This is a genomic window from Actinoplanes sp. NPDC020271, from assembly GCF_044388125.1.
Taxonomy (GTDB): Bacteria; Actinomycetota; Actinomycetes; order Mycobacteriales; family Micromonosporaceae; genus Actinoplanes.
In genome coordinates, this window is record NZ_JBIRWQ010000040.1 from 1 (window position 1) to 18,025 (window position 18,025).

At 71.5% G+C, this 18,025-nt stretch carries 15 protein-coding genes and 3 pseudogenes; 12 read left to right on the forward strand and 6 right to left on the reverse strand.

Features of this window, described 5'->3' with window-relative positions:
* Positions 1 to 211: pseudogene (locus tag ACH442_RS44160) on the forward strand (ATP-dependent Clp protease ATP-binding subunit ClpC); the annotation flags it as partial.
* Between the two features lie 164 nt (positions 212 to 375).
* Here ACH442_RS44160 and ACH442_RS44165 read toward each other — a convergent pair.
* The gene (locus ACH442_RS44165; protein ID WP_396344168.1) at positions 376 to 591 is read right to left on the reverse strand and encodes a hypothetical protein; all 216 of its coding nucleotides are present in this window, start codon (positions 589 to 591) and stop codon (positions 376 to 378) included.
* A 12-nt stretch (positions 592 to 603) separates the two neighbouring features.
* Positions 604 to 1,515: pseudogene (locus tag ACH442_RS44170) on the reverse strand (RNA polymerase sigma factor); the annotation flags it as partial.
* A gap of 292 nt (positions 1,516 to 1,807) precedes the next feature.
* On the opposite strand from ACH442_RS44170, the pseudogene ACH442_RS44175 reads away from it, so the two are divergent.
* Positions 1,808 to 2,097, forward strand: a pseudogene (locus ACH442_RS44175) (Na+/H+ antiporter NhaA); the annotation flags it as partial.
* Between the two features lie 79 nt (positions 2,098 to 2,176).
* On the opposite strand, the gene ACH442_RS44180 reads toward ACH442_RS44175, so the two are convergent.
* A complete protein-coding gene (locus ACH442_RS44180) occupies positions 2,177 to 3,076 on the reverse strand; it encodes a BadF/BadG/BcrA/BcrD ATPase family protein (protein ID WP_396344169.1) in 900 nt (299 codons plus the stop codon).
* Between the two features lie 95 nt (positions 3,077 to 3,171).
* Here ACH442_RS44180 and ACH442_RS44185 point away from each other — a divergent pair, with 95 nt between their 5' ends.
* The 6 genes from ACH442_RS44185 to ACH442_RS44210 are packed head-to-tail and all read left to right on the forward strand — an operon-like array spanning position 3,172 to position 10,142.
* Positions 3,172 to 4,083, forward strand: a complete 912-nt coding sequence (locus ACH442_RS44185) for a MurR/RpiR family transcriptional regulator (protein ID WP_396344233.1) — start codon at positions 3,172 to 3,174, stop codon at positions 4,081 to 4,083.
* Positions 4,084 to 4,107: 24 nt separating this feature from the next.
* Positions 4,108 to 5,436 carry an extracellular solute-binding protein gene (locus ACH442_RS44190; RefSeq protein WP_396344170.1) on the forward strand — a complete coding sequence of 443 codons (1,329 nt, stop codon included), beginning with the start codon at positions 4,108 to 4,110 and terminating at the stop codon, positions 5,434 to 5,436.
* Complete coding sequence (locus ACH442_RS44195; protein WP_396344171.1) at positions 5,433 to 6,416, forward strand: carbohydrate ABC transporter permease; 984 nt, start codon at positions 5,433 to 5,435, stop codon at positions 6,414 to 6,416. Before ACH442_RS44190 ends, ACH442_RS44195 begins: the two co-directional genes overlap by 4 nt.
* A complete protein-coding gene (locus ACH442_RS44200) occupies positions 6,413 to 7,240 on the forward strand; it encodes a carbohydrate ABC transporter permease (RefSeq protein ID WP_396344172.1) in 828 nt (275 codons plus the stop codon). The genes ACH442_RS44195 and ACH442_RS44200 overlap by 4 nt, the downstream gene beginning before the upstream one ends.
* An 8-nt stretch (positions 7,241 to 7,248) precedes the next feature.
* Positions 7,249 to 8,925 (forward strand): beta-N-acetylhexosaminidase, encoded by a 1,677-nt coding sequence (locus ACH442_RS44205; protein WP_396344173.1) that lies wholly within the window; start codon positions 7,249 to 7,251, stop codon positions 8,923 to 8,925.
* Positions 8,922 to 10,142 carry a hypothetical protein gene (locus ACH442_RS44210; protein WP_396344174.1) on the forward strand — a complete coding sequence of 407 codons (1,221 nt, stop codon included), beginning with the start codon at positions 8,922 to 8,924 and terminating at the stop codon, positions 10,140 to 10,142. The genes ACH442_RS44205 and ACH442_RS44210 overlap by 4 nt, the downstream gene beginning before the upstream one ends.
* Before the next feature lie 188 nt (positions 10,143 to 10,330).
* Here the strand turns inward: ACH442_RS44210 and ACH442_RS44215 are convergent, their stop codons facing one another.
* Both ACH442_RS44215 and ACH442_RS44220 read right to left on the reverse strand, forming a co-directional pair.
* Complete coding sequence (locus tag ACH442_RS44215; RefSeq protein ID WP_396344175.1) at positions 10,331 to 11,479, reverse strand: GDSL-type esterase/lipase family protein; 1,149 nt, start codon at positions 11,477 to 11,479, stop codon at positions 10,331 to 10,333.
* The gene (locus ACH442_RS44220) at positions 11,476 to 12,060 is read right to left on the reverse strand and encodes a TetR/AcrR family transcriptional regulator (RefSeq protein ID WP_396344176.1); all 585 of its coding nucleotides are present in this window, start codon (positions 12,058 to 12,060) and stop codon (positions 11,476 to 11,478) included. The genes ACH442_RS44215 and ACH442_RS44220 overlap by 4 nt, the downstream gene beginning before the upstream one ends.
* A gap of 298 nt (positions 12,061 to 12,358) precedes the next feature.
* Here ACH442_RS44220 and ACH442_RS44225 point away from each other — a divergent pair, with 298 nt between their 5' ends.
* The gene (locus ACH442_RS44225; protein ID WP_396344177.1) at positions 12,359 to 13,873 is read left to right on the forward strand and encodes an FG-GAP repeat domain-containing protein; all 1,515 of its coding nucleotides are present in this window, start codon (positions 12,359 to 12,361) and stop codon (positions 13,871 to 13,873) included.
* A gap of 413 nt (positions 13,874 to 14,286) precedes the next feature.
* Here ACH442_RS44225 and ACH442_RS44230 read toward each other — a convergent pair whose 3' ends face one another.
* Positions 14,287 to 14,799, reverse strand: coding sequence for a hypothetical protein (locus ACH442_RS44230; protein WP_396344178.1), 513 nt, complete (start codon positions 14,797 to 14,799; stop codon positions 14,287 to 14,289).
* 228 nt (positions 14,800 to 15,027) lie between these two features.
* Between ACH442_RS44230 and ACH442_RS44235 the strand changes: the two genes are divergently transcribed.
* The 3 genes from ACH442_RS44235 (at position 15,028) to ACH442_RS44245 (ending at position 18,016) form a co-directional block, all read left to right on the forward strand.
* A complete protein-coding gene (locus tag ACH442_RS44235; RefSeq protein ID WP_396344179.1) occupies positions 15,028 to 15,660 on the forward strand; it encodes a class I SAM-dependent methyltransferase in 633 nt (210 codons plus the stop codon).
* A 45-nt stretch (positions 15,661 to 15,705) separates the two neighbouring features.
* Positions 15,706 to 16,476: an alpha/beta fold hydrolase gene (locus ACH442_RS44240; RefSeq protein WP_396344181.1), complete on the forward strand. Its 771-nt coding sequence runs from the start codon at positions 15,706 to 15,708 to the stop codon at positions 16,474 to 16,476.
* A 67-nt stretch (positions 16,477 to 16,543) separates the two neighbouring features.
* Positions 16,544 to 18,016: a carboxylesterase/lipase family protein gene (locus ACH442_RS44245; protein WP_396344182.1), complete on the forward strand. Its 1,473-nt coding sequence runs from the start codon at positions 16,544 to 16,546 to the stop codon at positions 18,014 to 18,016.
* Positions 18,017 to 18,025: the final 9 nt, after the last annotated feature.

Sequence of the window (18,025 nt, forward strand, 5' to 3'; positions counted from 1 at the left end):
CCTGGGTGCCCGGCCGCTGCGCCGCACGATCCAGCGCGACCTGGAGGACACCCTCTCCGAGCAGATCCTCTTCAACGAGCTGCGCCCCGGCCAGACCGTCGTCGTGGACTGCGAGGGCGACCCGGAGAACATCGAGAAGTCCAAGCTGGTCTTCCGGGCCGCGGACCGGGCGACCGAGGTGCCGGACACCGTTCCGGCCGGTATCGAGTAGGACCGTAACGGCGATGCGTACGGCCGTACATCAGCGTGTATGGTCGTACGCATGCGCTCCACCGTCGCCGCCTGACGGGCACGGCCTCGACCCGGCGCTCAGCTCCGGTGTCTACCCGGCCTTCAACATCGCGATGGCCGGCGGCGGCTGGTTCCTGGCCCGCTTCAGCCGGCGCGGTCCTCGGCGGGATCGGCCTGGCGGCGGTGGTCATCGCCGACGACGCGATCGTGGCCGGCGGCGCCGTCCTGGCTCGGGGGCGCCGGCGCGGCCGTGCTCACGGTGCCGCTGCGGACCCGTCTCCGGGCCACGGCACCGGCGCCGGAGAGCTCACGGGCGGCCCTGAGCAACGGCATCGCGGGCTGCGACCAGGCTCCGGTCACGCCGGGTGACGGTCAGCCGAGGTAGTCGCGCAGGGCGCCGGAGCGGGCCGGGTGGCGCAGCTTGGACATCGTCTTCATCTCGATCTGGCGGATGCGCTCGCGGGTCACGCCGTACACCTGACCGATCTCGTCGAGGGTGCGCGGGACGCCGTCGCTGAGGCCGAACCGGAGGCGGACCACGCCGGCCTCGCGCTCGGTGAGGGTGGCCAGGATCGACTCCAGCTGGTCGCGCAGCAGACCGAAACTGACCGCGTCGAGCGCCACGACGGCGTCGGTGTCCTCGATGAAGTCGCCGATCTGCGCGTCACCCTCGGCGCCGACCTCCTGGTCGAGGGAGATGGGCTCCCGCGCGTACTGCCGGATCTCCTGCACCCGGGCCGGGGGCAGATCCATCTCGACGCTCAGCTCGGCCGGGGTGGCCTCCCGGCCCAGCTGCAGGAGCAGGTCGCGCTGGACGCGGACGAGTTTGTTGATCAGCTCGACCATGTGCACCGGGATCCGGATCGTGCGGCTCTGGTCGGCCATCGCTCGCGAAATCGCCTGCCGGATCCACCACGTGGCATACGTCGAGAATTTGAAACCCTTGGTGTAATCGAATTTCTCGGCCGCGCGGATCAGGCCGACATTGCCCTCCTGGATCAGATCGAGGAACGGCATGCTGCGCCCGCTGTAGCGTTTCGCGATGCTGACGACCAGGCGCAGGTTGGCCTCGAGAAGGTGACTTTTCGCGCGTTCCCCGTCGCGGGCGACGAAACGCAGGTCGTGCAGCCGGTCCGCGGTGATCATCCGTTCGGCGTCGTCGTGGGCGCGCAGCAGCTCGGTCGCGTACAGCCCCGCCTCGATGCGTTTCGCGATCTCCACCTCCTGCTCGGCGGTGAGCAGGGGGACGCGGCCGATCTCGCGCAGGTACGCCTTGACGGTGTCGACGTCCACATGGCTCTGCGGGAGCCGGGCGGGAGCCTGCTCCTGCTCGTCCTCGCCGGTCGTCTCCGTGGTGCGGGTGCGGTCGATCGTCGTCGTCGTCACGTAATCAACTCCGGATGGATACGGAGGCATCGCAGCCTGGGAAGAAGCGCTGCCGAGAGGCCTGGTGGCTCTTCGGGGGTGTGGCGCGAAGCGATTGCGATTATACCCGTCTGAGCGCGGTATTCCGTCCAGGCGAATACGCGTGGATTCACCGCGGAATTCTTCCGGGGAGAGATTCGCCCGTGGCACCGCGCGGTTCACCCGGGCCCGGATCGACCAGGGGCTCGCGTGGGTCGACGTGGCCGGGCCGGCCTGCTCGGCGGCATCGGCTTCACCGTGTCCCTGCTGATCGGCGAACTCGCGTTCGGGGGTGGGGAGCGCGACGACCATGTGAAGGTGGCCGTGCTGGTGGGCTCGCTGATCGCGGCGCTGCCGGCCACGGTGGTGCTGCGGATCCGGGGCAGGACCTACCGGCGGCTGTACGAGGCCGAGCGGGTGGACCGCGACCACGACGACGTGCCGGAGGCGTACCAGCGCTGATCGCTGGTCGCGGCCGGCCGGATCGATTCCGTGGCCGGTGCCCCGGGTGGCGCGGCCCGCCGTTCTGTGGCTCGCCGGTTCAGGGGCGGCCGAGCAGCGCCTCGTGCAGGGCGGGCGGGGTGAGGGTGGTGAGCGGGCGCGCGGCCAGCCACGCGGCGCCGGCGGCCGGGTCGTGGCCGGTTCGCAGCTCGCGGCCGCGGGCGCGCAGCGTGGTCAGGACCCCGTCGCGGACCGGGGTGTCGCAGGCCAGGAGGCTGCCGCCGAGCACGACCGGGCCGTCCGCGCCGAGCTCGTCGAGGGTGTGGACCAGGTGGGCGACGGCCTCGGCGACGATCACCGCGGCGTGCGGGTCACCGGCACGGGCGGCCGCGCAGACCAGGGGAGCGAGGCCGCCGATCTGCTCCCACGGCAGCGCCTGCGCCCAGTAGACCATCTCGTCGGCGCTGCCCACCCGGGCCCGCGCGGCGATCTGCGCGGCGAGCGGCGCCGTCCAGTCGCGCACCGCGACCCGGATCGCCTGCAGTCCCAGCCACCGGCCGGAGCCCTCGTCGCCGAGCAGCCAGCCGAGGCCGTCGGCGGTGCGCACGACGGCGTCCGCGTGCACGGCCGCGGCGATCGCCCCGGTGCCGGCGATCAGGACGGCGCCGGAGGTGGCCGGGGTGCCGGCCGCGAACGCGGTGACGACGTCGCCGACGACGGTGACCGGCCCGGTCACGCCGAGCGCGGCGAGGGCCGGGGTGAACTGCCCGGCGCCGGCCGGCCCGGCGATCCCCAGCGTCGCCGCGCGGACCAGCGCGGGGGAGTGCCCGCCGAGCGCGGACCGGACGGCCGCGGCGACGGCCGCCGCCGCGTTGCCGGATCCCGCGGTCAGCGGGTTGCCGGGGCCGGAACGTCCGCGGCCGACGATCGCGCCGCCGGTCGTCGCCACGACGGCGGTCGACGCGGTGCCACCCGCGTCCACACCCACCACCAGTTCCATGAACGAGATCGAAACATAGGGAAGAGTTGTTGACTAGACCTCGTGACGGTCGTAATTTTCATCAGCAACGGCGTGAGATGAAAAGGATGACCACAGTGACGGGTGAGAGCGGTGGGTTGCTCGGGCGGCTCCGGATCGAGGGTCCGGCGATGCCGGAGGCGCTGGCGAAGATCGCCGACACGATCCTGGACGACCCGGAGACCGCGGCCAACGCGAGCATCGTCGACCTGGCCGAGCGGTCCGGGACGTCGACGGCGACGGTGACCCGGTTCAGCCGGACGCTGGGCTTCAAGGGGTACGCGAACCTGCGCGTCGCCATCGCCACCGAGACCGGCCGCGCCACCCAGGCCCGGTGGGAGACCGACATCAGCGGCGACATCGCGCCCGACGACCCGCTCAGCGACGTGCTCGGGGTGGTCACCGCGGCCGACACCCGCGCGATCCAGGACACCGCGGCCGGCCTCGACATGGCCTCGGTCGAGCGGGTGGCGGAAACCATCGCCGAGGCCAAGCGGGTGGAGATCTTCGGCCTCGGCAGCAGCGGCACCTCCGCGCGGGAGATGGCGTTCCGGCTCGAACGGATCCGCGTCCCCGTGTGGCACCGGGTGGACTCGCACACCGCCCTGACCAACGCCGCCCTGCTGCTGCCCGGGGACGTGGCGATCGGCCTGTCGCACTCCGGGCGTACCCGGGAAGTGATCGAGACGCTGGCCGAGGCCGCCGATCACGGTGCCCTGACCGTGGCGATCACCAGCTACAGCCGTTCACCGCTGGCGGAGGTGGCGGATGTCGTCTTCACCACCGCCGTGCAGGAAACCACCTTCCGTCTGGCGGCGCTGTCCGCCCTGCACTCCCAGCTGCTGATCCTCGACATGATCTACGTCGCGGTGGCGCAGCGCACCTACGAGCGGACCGCCGAGGCGCTCGAACTGACCGTGCGCGCCGTGGACGCCCATCGCCTTCCCGAGAAGAACCCGACCCGAAACCGGGGCCGGAAGAACCAGTGATCCCCTCGTGATTCAGGAGTCCATATGCGCCAACGTCGCTTCACTGCCGCGGCCGCCGTCAGCGTGGCCACCCTTCTCGCCGTGACCGCCTGTGGCGGCGGCTCCTCGGCCGCCGGTGACGACGGCTCGCCGAAGACCGTGCCGACCACCCGCGGCGAGGGCAGGACGCTCACCGTGTGGGTGATGGACGGCGATTACACCGACGCCACCGTCAAGGCCATCAACGACCAGTTCACGCAGGCCACCGGCGCGCAGGTGGACGTGCAGACCCAGCAGTGGGAGAGCATCACCACGAAGATCAGCACCGCGTTGTCCACCACCGGGACGCCCGACGTGCTGGACCTGGGCAACACGCAGGTGCCGGGTTTCGCGGCCAACGGCGGTCTGCTCGACCTCACCTCGTACCGGGCTGATCTGCAGCAGGGCCGGACCTGGCTGGCCGGGCTGGAGGAACCGGCGACGGTGGACAAGGCGCTCTACGCGGTGCCGGGTTTCGCCGGGGCGCGCGCGGTCATCTACAACAAGAAGACGTGGGCCGCCGCCGGGGTGACGGCCGCTCCGACGACGTACGCGGAATTGACCGCCGCCCTGGACAAGGTGAAGGCGAAGAACCCGGCGGCCGACTTCTCCCCGTTCTACCTGCCCGGGCAGTACTGGTACGCCGGCATGCAGTTCATCTGGGACGCCGGCGGTGACATCGCCACCAAGGACGGCGGCACCTGGAAGGGCGGCTTCTCCAGCGCGGCCGGTCAGAAGGGGCTGACCGACTTCAAGACGTTCCAGAACACGTACTCGACCAAGGCGTCGCAGGCCATCGACACCATCACCCCGGACCAGAACCAGGTCTTCGCCGACGGCAAGACCTCGGCGATCCTGTCGACGGCCGGCTCCCTCGGCCTGATCCAGAAGGCTAACCCCCAGATCAAACCCGAGGACCTGGGTACGTTCCCGCTGCCCGGCGTCTCCGGGAAGGCCCAGCCCGTGATGCTGGGTGGCTCCGACTGGGGCATCGCGACCAAGAGCGACACGCCCGAGCTGGCCCTGCAGTGGGTGAAGATTGCCGCCGGCCCGGCCGTGCAGGACAAGAACGTCTTCGGCAACGACGGCTGGATCCCGAACAGCACGCAGGGCATCCAGGCGGCCCAGGCCGGCGTCGACGAGCTGAAGAAGGGCTTCTTCGCCGCGGCCCTGAACTCGAAGGCGACGCCGGCCGCCGCGGAGTGGCCGACCCTGGAGGGCGACAAGAGCATCAACCAGGTCTTCTCCGCTGTGGTCTCGGGGGCCAAGTCGCCGGCCGACGCCGCCAAGGAGTTCGACTCGCACCTGGAGTCCACCCTCGCCGGTGGCAAGTGACCGTCGTGCCCGTCACCACCGTCGTCTCCGATGATGCGACCGGCGCCACGCCGGTCGCACCACCGGGGCCCGCGCCCCGGTCCCGCCGTCGCCGGCCGGACCTGGCCCCACTGTGGCTGCTCAGCCCGGCCGGCCTGGTGCTGGCCGTGGTCACGCTGGTGCCGATCGGGTTCCTGGTCTTCACCGCGTTCACCGACTACAACCAGCGGACGCTGTTCACCGGGCGATACTCCTGGGTCGGGTTCGACCAGTTCGCCGATCTGCTGGGCGACGCCGCGTTCGGGGCGTCGCTGCTGCGGACGGTGCTCTTCACGGCCGCGATGGTGGCCGGCAGCGTGCTGATCGGGATGGGCGTGTCGCACCTGCTCACCCGGCTCGGACTGGCCTGGCGCCACACGGTCACGGTGGTGCTGATCGTCGCCTGGGCGATGCCGAACGTGGCGTCGTCGCTGGTGTGGAACTGGCTGTTCCAGCCCGGCTACGGGATCGTCAACTGGGCCCTCGACCGGCTCGGCGTCTTCGGGGACACGACCGATCTCAACTGGGCCCAGGACCCCACCCGGGCGTACGTGGCGATCTGGCTCCTGATCGTGTGGCAGGCGGTCCCGTTCATCGCGCTGACGCTCAACGCCGCGGAGACCCAGGTCCCGCCGGAGTACAAGGAGGCGGCGCGGCTCGACGGCGCGAACGAGCTCGCGGTGTACCGGATCGTGACGCTCAACCACCTGCGGCCGATCCTGCTGCTGGTCACGATCCTGTCGGTGATCTGGGACTACAACGTCTTCAACCAGATCTGGCTGATCTCGCGCGGCGGGCCCGGCGACGCCACGTCGACGCTGGGCGTGTTCACCTACAAGACCGCGTTCGTCGGTTTCCACATCGGGCAGGGCGCGGCGATCTCCGTGGTGACCACGCTGCTGCTGCTCGGGCTGACCGCGTTCTACATCCGGCGCCTGCTGAAGTCGGGGGAGGACCTGTGAGGCACCGCAGCCGCCGGGCGGTCAACAGCATCGCGGCGATCTTCTGCCTGCTGTGGATCTTCCCGGTCTACTGGATGGTCAACACCGCGTTCAAGCCGCGGCCGGAGGTCATGACGGCCACGCCGCACTTCGTGCCCTACCACCCGACGACGAGCAACTTCGTCAACGCGGTCTCGCAGGAGAACTTCCTCCTCAACCTGCGGAACAGCGTCGTGGTGGTGGCGCTGACGGTGCTCGCCTCGATCGTGCTGGGAATCTTCGCCGCCGCCGCGCTGTCCCGGTTCCGGTTCCCCGGCCGGCGCGCGATCATGGTGGTGATCCTCGCCGTCCAGATGCTGCCGGGCACCGCGCTGCTGATCCCGATGTTCGTCATGTTCAACCACCTCGACCTGCTCGGGACGTACGCGGCGCTGGTGCTGGCCTACGTCGCGACGGTGCTCCCCTTTTCGATCTGGGTGATGCGCGGATTCTTCGTCGCCATCCCGGCCGAGATCGAGGAAGCCGCGCAGCTCGACGGGGCCACCACCTGGGGCGTGCTCACCCGGGTGCTGTTCCCGCTGGTCGCGCCGGGCGTCATCTCGACCGGCATCTTCGCGTTCATCGCCGCGTGGAACGACTACCTGTTCGCCTACACGTTCATGCAGGACCAGAGCCGCTACACGCTGCCGGTGTGGCTGGCGTCGTTCACCAACCCGCACACCGGCACCGACTTCGGCGGGCAGATGGCCGCGTCGGTGCTCTTCTCCGTCCCCGTCGTCGTGTTCTTCCTGATCATCCAGCGCAACCTCGTCGCCGGGATGTCCGCCGGCGCGGTGAAGGGCTAGGTTCCACCTTGCTTGACTCCCGCCCCACCCATGGGCTGACTCCCCGCCCGCTCTCCCTGACCACCGGCGTGGGGGAGCTCGTCCTGACCCGCGGCACCACCGTCGGCTGCCACCCGGCCGAGGTCGCCGCCGCCGGCTCCGTCGCCGAGCAGCTCGGCGGGGTGCTGGCCTGGCTGCAGCAGGCGCTGCGGCCGGCCACCGGCCTGCCCCTGCGGGAGTCCGATCAGGCCACGATCACTCTCGGGCTCGACGGCGAGCTCGGCCCCGAGGCGTACCGGCTCACCGTCACCGCCGGGCGGGCCGTCATCGACGGCGGGAGCGCGGCCGGGGTCTTCTACGGCTGCCAGGCCCTGCTGCAACTGCTGCCGGCCGCGGTCCACCGCCGTTCGCCGGTGGCCGGGCAACGCTGGGCGATCCCGGCGGTGGAGATCTTCGACGAGCCGCGGTTCGCCTGGCGCGGGGCGATGCTCGACGTCGCCCGGCACTTCATGCCCAAGCACGACGTGCTGCGCTTCATCGACCTGATGGCGCTGCACAAACTCAACACCCTGCACTGGCACCTGACCGACGACCAGGGCTGGCGCCTGGAGATCACGCGCTATCCACTGCTCACCGAGGTGGGCGCGTGGCGCCGGGAGAGCCAGGTCGGGGCGACCCGCGACGCGCCCGGTGACGGCCGCCCGCACGGGGGTTTCTACACCCAGGACGACGTACGGGAGATCGTCGCCTACGCGGCGCAACGGTTCGTCACGATCGTGCCGGAGATCGAGTCCCCCGGTCACGTGCAGGCGGCGCTCGCCGCGTACCCGCAGCTGGGTGTGACCGGTCAGCCGCTCGACGTCGACACCCGGTGGGGCATCAACCGGAACGTCCTGAACGCCGAGGAGTCGACGGTGACGTTCTTCCGGAACGTGCTCGACGAGGTGCTCGGCCTGTTCCCGTCGCGGTGGATCGGCGTGGGTGGCGACGAGTGCCCACGCGACCAGTGGCGGGACGACCCCCGTACCCGGGAAAGAATGATCGAACTCGGACTCACGGACGAGGACGAGATCCAGGCCTGGTTCATCCGCCGGCTCGACGACCACCTCACCGCAGCCGGGCGCCGGCTCTTCGGCTGGGACGAGATCCTCGAGGGTGACCTGGCGCCCGGCACCACCATCGCCTCCTGGCGCGGCATGACCGGCGCGATCGCGGCCGCCCGGCGCGGCTACGACGTGGTCGCCTGCCCCGACGACCAGGTCTACCTGGACTACCGGCAGTCGGAGTCACCGGACGAGCCGATCCCGGTGTCGATCCCGCTCACCGTCGCCGACGTGTACGCGTTCGACCCGGTGCCGGCCGGGCTCACCGCGGAGGAGGCGCGGCACGTGCTCGGCGGGCAGGCGAACATCTGGACCGAGCACGCCGACTCGCCGCGAACCGTCGACTACCTGGCGTTTCCCCGGCTGTGCGCGGTCGCCGAGGCGCTGTGGAGCCCGGCCGGGGGCGACTACGAAGAGTTCTCCCGCCGGCTCGGCCATCACCTGACCCGTCTCGACGCACTCGGGGTGGAGTACCGGCGGGCCGGCGGGCCGCTGCCGTGGCAGCGCCGGCCCGGGGTGCCCGGACGCCCGGACACCCGGCAACAGCGGGCCGCGCACATCGCCCGGCTGGTCGAGAACATCGCCCACCAAGGAGTGTCATGACGTTCTCCGCCAGCCGTCGTGGGCTGCTGATCGGCGCCTCCAGCGCTTTCACCGGCCTGTTGACCGGCGCTTACCTGCCGACTCCGGCCTCCGCGGCGCCGCGCTGGACCGCGGGGTGCAGTGCCGGCGGCGTACGCGCGGCAGTTTCCTTCCTCCAGGCCAAGTTCGACGAGTACGGCAGCGGGGACGCGCTCCGCGTGCCGCGCAGTTACACCGGTGGTTTCTTCGAGACGCCGGCGTGGACGTTCGTCAGCTCCTTCACCTACGACGACGCGCTCGTCATCCTGGCGTGGCTGGCCCACGGCGACGCCGGCCGGGCGGTGGTGCTGGGCGACACGCTGCTGTACGCGCAGGAGCACGACCCGATCGGGGACGGGCGGACCCGGGCGTCGTATCAGCCCGACTCGTTCACGGTGCTCGACGGGACACTCGACATCGGCTCGCCGGCCGCCTACACCGGCAACCAGGCGTGGGCCGGGATGGCGTTCGCCCACCTCTACGCGCGGACCGGCGAGCGGCGATTCCTCGACGGGGCCCTGCGGCTGGCCCGGTGGATATTCTCCACCACGTTCGACGGGTCCCGGGCACCCTACGGCTACACCGGCGGCCGCACCGCCGGCGACCAGCCGATCACCTACAAGGCGACCGAGCACAACATCGACGTCGGTGCGTTCTTCACGATGCTGGGCGGCCTGACCGGCGACCGTGTCTGGAAGGACCGCGCCACGACGGCGTTTTCCTTCGTCGCGGCGATGCAGGACCGCGCGTCCGGCCACCTGTGGACCGGCACCGACCCGGACGGCGTCACCGTCAACCGATACCCGATCCCCGAGGACGTGCAGGTGTGGGCGTTCCTGGCAACGCTCGACGAGCGGTACCGGCGATCGGTCTCGTGGGTCGTCGACAACCTCTGCGCCTACGACGCCGGGGTGCACGGCGTCAGCTTCAGCAACGCCGACACCAGCAAGGTGTGGCTGGAGGGAACCGGTCAGACCGCACTGGCCCTGGCGGTGCGCCGGGCCAAGGGCGACAGCCTGCTCAGCAAGCGCCTGCTGTGGAACATCGAACAGGCCCAGGACGACACGGGTGGCATCCCGGCGGCATCGAGCGACGGACTGGACACCGGTTTCGGCGATCTCTACTACCGGAGCCTCCACACCGGCGCGACCGCGTGGTTCCTCCTGGCCGCCCGGGGCAGCAACCCGTTGCGTCTCTGACCTCCGGACAGCGGCGTCGTGGCCGGCGACCCTCGACGGGGTGCCACCGGGGTCGTTCGCCGCGGTCACCGGCGACGCGGCCGGCGAGTTCGGGCAGGGCGCCGCGTCACGTTGCCACTGAGGTGACCGATGGCCCGTCCGAGGGTGGCGCGGATGCCACCCTCGGATCGGTCAGGAGGCGCCGAAGTTCACCGGTGGAACGGGCCATCCGGGCCGAAGGCGTGATCGGCGAACCGCTCGCCGATCAGCTGATGCGTGGCGGTGTCCGGGTGCAGCGCGTCGGGCAGCGGATGCGCGGCCGCGTCCTTCTCGCCGTAGAGCACGGTCCCGTCCAGGTAGTGCAGGTTCGGATCGTCCGCACGCCGTTCGGCCAGTGACGCCAGCGCCTCGCGGATCACCTGCAGCGACAACCGGCCCAGCTCCCGGTCGCCGGGCCGGCCGGTGGCGACGAACCGGACCTGATCGGTGCCGAGCGTCGCCGGATCCACCGCGCCCGGCCCGGGAGTGTCCTCGTGGATGGCGCAGAAGATCGGAGAGATCACCACCATCGGCGTACGGGGATGGCCGTCCCGGATCGTGTCCAGGAACCCGTGCACGGCGGGGACGAACGTCCGCAGCCGCATCCCGTCCAGGTTCACCACGTTGATCCCGAGCTTGACGCTGATCAGGTCGGCGGGCGCGTCCCGGATCACGCGAGCGGTGAACGAGTCGACCAGCGCGCTGCCGCCCAGGCCGAGATTGCGCAGGTCGACCCCGGCGCGGCGGGCAGCGACGGCCGGCCAGGTCCGGGCCGGGGTGGTGGCGTTCGAGCCGTGACTGATCGAGCTGCCGTGGTGCACCCACAGCCGTCGACCCGAGGTCACCGGCTGCACCGGTTCGTCGGTGCGCAGCGCGATCAGCTCGACCGCCTCGTTGTGCGGCAGCCAGATCTCGACGACTTTGTCACCGGCCGGCAGGTCGGTGAAGGTCGCCGTGTGCGGGCCGCCCGGCCGGAACTCGCTGGTGCCGGTGCGCAGGTCCACCTCGGCCAGGTCGCCGTCGCCGAGCCGGTCACTCGCGACGATCTCGTCCCCGATCACCAGGTCGATGCTGCCCCGCGGCCGGTCGGCCCCCCGGTAGCCGACCCGGCTCGGATGGCAGTGGAGTTCGACGGTGCGCGCGGCGGTCCGGACGACGATCCGGACCCCGGAGGGCTGGGCCTCGACCATCGTCAGCTGCGGATCGGGGAAGCGGGCCGGCACCGTGGCCGGTAGACGATGCGGCCGGAGACCACGCTCGGTGGTCTCCAGTTCGGCGGCGCCGTGGACGAGGCCGGCGGTGATGGTGGTGGTGATCATGATCGGTCTCCGTGGTCGGTGGGCCAGGCGTGGAGCAGGGCGTCGAGGGCCTCGACGGTCTTGTCCCAGGACGCCTCGGGGGAGGGGGAGCTGTGGTCGAAGCCGCCGATGCGTTCGAGCGCCAGGAAGCCGTTGATCGTGGCGCCGAGCAGGCGGACCGCGTGGACGTGCTGGTCCTCCGGCAGCGCGTAACCACGCAGCACCGCCTTGTTCAGCGTGACGATCCGCAGGGCCGCTTCGGAGCGCACGACGGTGTCGCCGGCGCGGCGTTGCAGCGACTGCCACCGGCCGGGCGCCTCCCGGGCGAACTCGCGGTGCGCACCGGCGAAACCGGCCAGCGCGTCCCGCCCGGCCCGGCCCGCGATCGCCACGGCGACCCGGTCGGACAGGTCGGCGAGCGCCCGGGCGGCGACCCCGTCGAGCAGGGTGTCACGGTCCCTGACGTGTGAATACAGACTGGGTGCCCGCACGCCGAGCCGGCGCGCGACGGCCGACAGGGTGACGGCGTCGAAGCCGGCCTCGTCGGCGAGGTCGACGGCGGCGGTGATGACGGCGGTCGAGGTGAGCGGGGCACGTTCCACGCCGTCAGCCTATACCCGTTAGGCTGGCGCCTACATTACTTAGGGATGATCGTCACGGCGTTGCCGTCGCGGTGCACAACCCGAACCGCGTGCCGAGCGAAGTGGACAGTGCGGCCGAGCGGGTTCCCGTTCCCCGGAGTCCTTCTCCTCACAATTCCCGGAACTCCGCCGCCACCAGCACGGCTTCGGTCCCGCCGAGCCGGAAGTGAAGATCACCGCCCTCGAACATCTTTCGCGTTCGCCGGGGTTTGTGGCAGATTGGTGCGGCGCGGTGCACGGAAAGCGGGGAGAACAGGCTGTGAATCAGAGCAAGCGGGGACTTCCACGATTCACCGGCGTCCTCTCCGGTTCGGTCGCGTTGACCTTCGCCGCCGGGACGGTTCTCATGCCGTCACCAGCGCAGGCCCAGCCCGACGCCACCGCCACCGTCGCCCCGGTCAACTGCCGCCCCGGCGACGTGATCTCCGCCGACCGGGTGATCGCCGACCAGATCCGCCCCCTGATGAGCGGCCGTCGCCTCGGCTCGGCCATCAACGGCGACCGGGTCGCCTGCGCCCGGATCATCGTCCGCACCGTGCAGAAACGCGGGCTCGGCCAGCGGGCCGCGGTGATCGCGGTGGCCACGGCGATCGCCGAGAGCACCCTGACCAATCACACGGTGGCGACCGACCACGACAGTCTCGGCCTGTTCCAGCAGCGCCCGTCGCAGGGCTGGGGCAACCCCGGCCAGCTGGTCGACCCGACCTACGCGACGAACGCGTTCCTCGACGCGATGGTCCGCAAGTACCCGAAGAACGCGTGGATGGCCGGTGACATCGGCGCGATCAGTCAGCGCGTCCAGACGTCGGCCACCCCGGGGGCGTACGCGCCGGAGGTGCCGGACGCCGCGCTGATCGTCGGCGCGTTGTGGGCCCGGGTCGCGGCCCCGCAGCCGGGCACCTCGACGGCGGCGCCGGCGGCGGTGCCGACCGGCCCGTTCCAGCGCGCGCTGGTCACCACCGGGGCCGAGCTCGGCCCGCTCGACGGCGCGCACTCACTGACGCTCGCCGACTGGAACGCCGACGGCAAACCCGACCTGGTCGTCGTGAAGGCCTCCGGCACCGTCACCGGCAAGACCGAACTGCGCATCATGGACGGTTCGCGCGGCTTCTCGTCGCTGCTGCTGAACACGGCCACGGCGCTCGGCCCGTCGGACGGCACGCAGACCTACACGGTCACCGACTGGAACGCCGACGGCAAACCGGACCTGGTCGTGGTGCAGCGTTCCGGCACCGCCGGCGGGCACGTCGAGGTCCGGGTCGTCGACGGCGCGTCGTACTTCCAGAAGCTGCTGGTGGAAACCTCCACCGCGCTGGCCCCGGCCGACGACAGTTCCCAGTTCGCGGTCGCCGACTGGAACGCCGACGGCAAGCCCGACCTGGTCGCCACCCAGACCGCCGGCACCGCCAGCAAGAAGGTCGAGGTTCAGGTCCTCGACGGCGCCACCGACTTCCAGCAGCCGCTCGGCCCGGCGAAAATCACCACCGCCGAGCCGGCCGCCGACGGGCTGCAGGCCACGGTGACCGACTGGAACGCCGACAAGCACCCCGACCTGGTGACCATCCGCAAGTCCGCCAAATCGGACGTGCACGTCCTCGACGGCGCGTCGTCGCTGAACCGGTACCTGTCGCAGACGAGCACCGGCCAGGCCGCCGACGATCAGCAAGAGCTGCTGGTCAGCGACTTCAACGGCGACAAGCGCCCCGATCTCGTCGTCGTCCGGAAAAGCGGCACCGCCACCGGTCGCGCCGAGGTCACCGTCCTCGGCGGCTGACCTTCGAACCCCTTTTCCAGTACGGTCGTCAGCCGCCCGGCACCGAGGTGTCGCCCGTGGCCGTGGTGCGCACGGGCCGGTCTCGTCGGCAGCGGCACCAGCAATCCTGCCGTTGACCTCCACCACGAACGTCGGCGCGCCCCGCCCTGCCTCGCGGCTTTCTACGACCGGGTCGCGGAGCCTGGCTCGTCGGTGGCCTGCGTCCCGCTGTGCCTCGCGGCTTTCTGCGGCCGGGTCGCGGAGCCTGGCTCGTCGGTGGCCGGTGTCCCGCTGTGCCTCGCGGCTTTCTGCGGCCGGGTCGCGGAGCCTGGCTCGTCGGTGGCCGGTGTCCCGCTGTGCCTCGCGGCTTTCTGCGGCCGGGTCGCGGAGCCTGGCTCGTCGGTGGCCGGCGTCCCGCTCTGCCTCCCGGCCTTCTACGACCGGGTCGCCGCGCTGGGCACTGACCGGACGAAACGGCGGACCGGGTGGCTGAGCAGCAGCGCCGCGGTCACCAACCCGAGAATCAGCGCGACCGCCGCGACCCCGATCGCACCGGTCGACAGGATGAAGGAGGCATCCAGCCGGGCGGCGACCCTCACCGGGTCCGCGCCGGGCCCGGTGAAGAACGCCAGCTCGGAGGGGTACGTGGTGCCGCCCGCGACCAGCGTCGCCGGCGGCACGACCAAGCCGGCCAGACTCCACCGCCGGGCGTTGCGGCTGCCCCGGCGCAGACCGGGCGTCGTGACCGCCGGCCACACGGCGGGAAGGAGAAGGAGAGCGGCGCCGTATCCCATCGCACTGCCGGCGAAAACCTGCTGGTACAGGTAGGCACTCGCCGCGTATGTCACCGCTGCGACGACGAGCAGACCGGCGACCGCGGTCTGCAGGCGGGCGGCGCCGACGACCTGCCATGGCCGAGCAGTCGGCGAGGGTTCCTGCTGAAACACCCGGTCACGGCACGGCCAGGCCATCGCCGGCGGAACCGCTCTTCGGCCGGCTCTGCAGCCTGCAGAATCCAACCCAGGTTCCTAGGATGCTCTAGCGGACGTGCGGGGCGGCATGCGCCCGACAACCGTTGGCGGTGAGCGGGCACGATGAGGCCGCACTCGCCGGACCGTTGCTGGTGGTGAGCGGGCACGATGAGGAAGATGGCCACGCTCGCCGGAGGAGGACCTGTGGAACAGTCACCAGCCACCGCCAAGGCACGCCGGGTCTGGGATCGCTCGGCCCCCGGCTACGACCGGCAGATCGCGTTCCTGGAACGGCACTGGTTCACCGGCGGCCGCGAGTGGCTAGGTGCTCGCGCCCACGGCCGCGTCCTCGACGTCGGTGTCGGCACCGGCCGGACCCTGCCGCACTACCCAGCCGACGCCACCGTGACCGGGATCGACCTGAGCCCCGCCATGCTCGACCACGCCCGCCGCCGCGCGACCGCCCTCGGCCGGGCTGCTGACCTGCGCGAAGGTGATGCCGAACATCTCCCGTTCGGTGACGCCTCCTTCGACACGGTGGTCTGCGCACTGGCGCTCTGCACCATCCCGGACCCGCGGGCGGCGATCGCCGAGATGCGGCGGGTGCTGGTCCCGGGTGGACGGTTGCTGCTGCTGGACCACATCGGCAGCACCTGGCCGCCGATCCGCGCCGCGCAGTGGCTGCTGGACCGGATCACCGTCCCGATGGCGGGAGAGAATTTCCTGCGGCGGCAGCGCCCGCTGGTCGAGGCCGCCGGGTTCACGATCGTGGAGGCGGCGCGCCTGAAAGCCGGCACCGTCGAGCGGCTGCACGCCCGAAAACCGGATATCGCCTGACCCCGGTGGCGGTGACGAGTGGCCGATCTTGGGTATGGCCACGTCATGCCCGATTCCCTGTTCCGTCATCGGTGGGTGACGGTCGACGGCGTACCCACGCATGATCTTCATGCCGGTGACCCGGCCGGCCTTCCGGTGGTGCTGGTTCACGGCCTTGCCGTCTCGCATCGGTACCTGATGCCGACCGCTCGCGCGCTTGCCGCCCGGCACCCGGTTCTGGTGCCTGATCTGCCGGGCTTCGGAAGATCCGGAAAACCGCCATCGGCGTACGACGTGAGCCGTCACGCCGGGCACCTCGCCGCTTGGCTCGACCGGCTGGGTCTGCGGCGGGTGTGCCTCGCCGGGCACTCGTTCGGCGCCGAGGTGGTGGCCCGTCTCGCGGTGCTGCGCCCGGATCTGGCCGCGGCGATCGTGCTGGCGAGCCCGACGAGTGACCCGGCCGCCCGGTCCCGCCGGGCGCTGATCGGGCGCTGGGCGGTGGATCTGCTGGTCGAGCAGCCGTGGCAGGCGGCGGTGCTGGCCCGGGACGTGGCCGACGCGAAACCGTGGCGGGTGCTGGCGACGCTCGGTCATTCGGTCCGCAACGCGATCGAACACGATCTGCGCCGCTTGCCGGTACCTCCGCTCGTGCTCGGCGGTTCTCTCGACCCGGTGGCGCCGGCGCGGTGGCGCGCCGAGGTGGCGGCGATGGCCGGAGGCGTGTCGGTGACAGTTCCTGAGGCCGCGCACAACGTCCTGACCACGTCGGGCCGCCGTTCGGCCGCTGCCATCGCCACTTACCTGCACGACTGCGCCGCTCTGAGCATGCTGGGGTGAGGCCGCCCCGGGCTGGGCGCGGGGAATCTCGGTAGTGCCGGGGGCGGATCTGCGTGACGATGCCGCCATGTCGCTCGACGTGAGAGTCAGGGGCGGAGTGCTGCGTGGCCTCCGTGAGTCCGGGATCGCCGTCTTCCGCGGGGTGCCTTTCGCCGCGCCGCCGGTTGGCCGGGATCGTCTTCGGGCTCCGCGACCGCCATCGGCCTGGGACGGGGTGAGGCCGGCGGCGCAGTTCGGCCCGCCACCACCGCAACCCGACCTGTTCGGCCACGGTGCGCCGGCGGGCGTTGCCGGTGACGAGTGGCTTACCGTGAACGTGTGGACGCCGGACCCGGATCCGGCGGCGAAACTGCCGGTGATGGTGTGGATCCACGGTGGGGGATACACCATCGGCAGGTCCGGCCTGCCGCAGTACGACGGCGGTCACCTCGCCCGCGACGGCAACGTGGTGGTGGTCACCTTCAACTACCGGGTCGGCTTCGAAGGCTTCGGTCATGTGCCCGGGGCGCCGCCGAATCGTGGCCTGCTCGACCAGGTCGCCCTGCTGGAATGGGTGCGCGACGACATCGCCGCGTTCGGTGGCGATCCGGCGAGAGTCACAATCTTCGGCGAGTCCGCCGGCGGTGGTTCGGTGGCGGCGCTGCTGGCGATGCCGAGCGCGGCCGGCCTGTTCCGCGGTGCCGTCGCGCAGAGTGTGGCGGGAACCTTCTTCACCCCGGAACTCGCCGCCGACATCGCCGCCGAGCTGTGGCCGGACATCGTCGACCCGGACCACGCGCCGCGACCTTTCGTGCCGGACCCTCCCGCGACCGGCACGGCTCCGGACCGGTGGGGGCCGGCGGGGTTCCGGTCGATTCTTTTCGCCCCCGTCGTCGACGGAGACATTCTTCCGCGTACGCCGTGGGAAGCCCTCGCCGCGGGCGCGTCCCGAGACGTCGTCCTGATCGCCGGTCACACCCGTGACGAGCACCGCCTGTTCGACGTCCTCGGCGGGCAGCCCGCCCCGATCACACCGGAGCAGGCGCGGGCGGCGCTCGACCGGATCGCACCCGGCCCGGATGGTGCCCGGCGCTACCGGGAAGCGTATCCGCAGGCCGGGCCGGGTCTGCTGCACGAACTGGTGTTCTCCGACTGGCTGTTCCGGATGCCCGGTGCCCGGCTGGCGGAGGCGCACACCGGCCGGTCCTACCTGTACGAGCTGACCTGGCCGGCACCGGGTTTCGGCGGGGCGCTCGGTGCCTGTCACGGACTGGACGTGCCGCTCGTCTTCGGCAACCTGACCGCGGGGCAGCCGGGCCTGCTGATCGGCACGGAACCCGGCCCGGACGCCGTTGCCCTGTCCCAGCGGATGCGCTCGGCGTGGACCGGTTTCGCCGCCACCGGTGACCCCGGGTGGCCCGCCTACACCCGCGACGAGCGGCTCACCCAGGTCTTCGACACCAGGGACGCCGTCACGACGTACCCGGAAATCTCTTCCCTGCGCATCTGGGCGGACGCCGCGTTCCTCCTCTCGCTGCGCCCGTCAGAAGATTTCGACTGACCTGCGAGG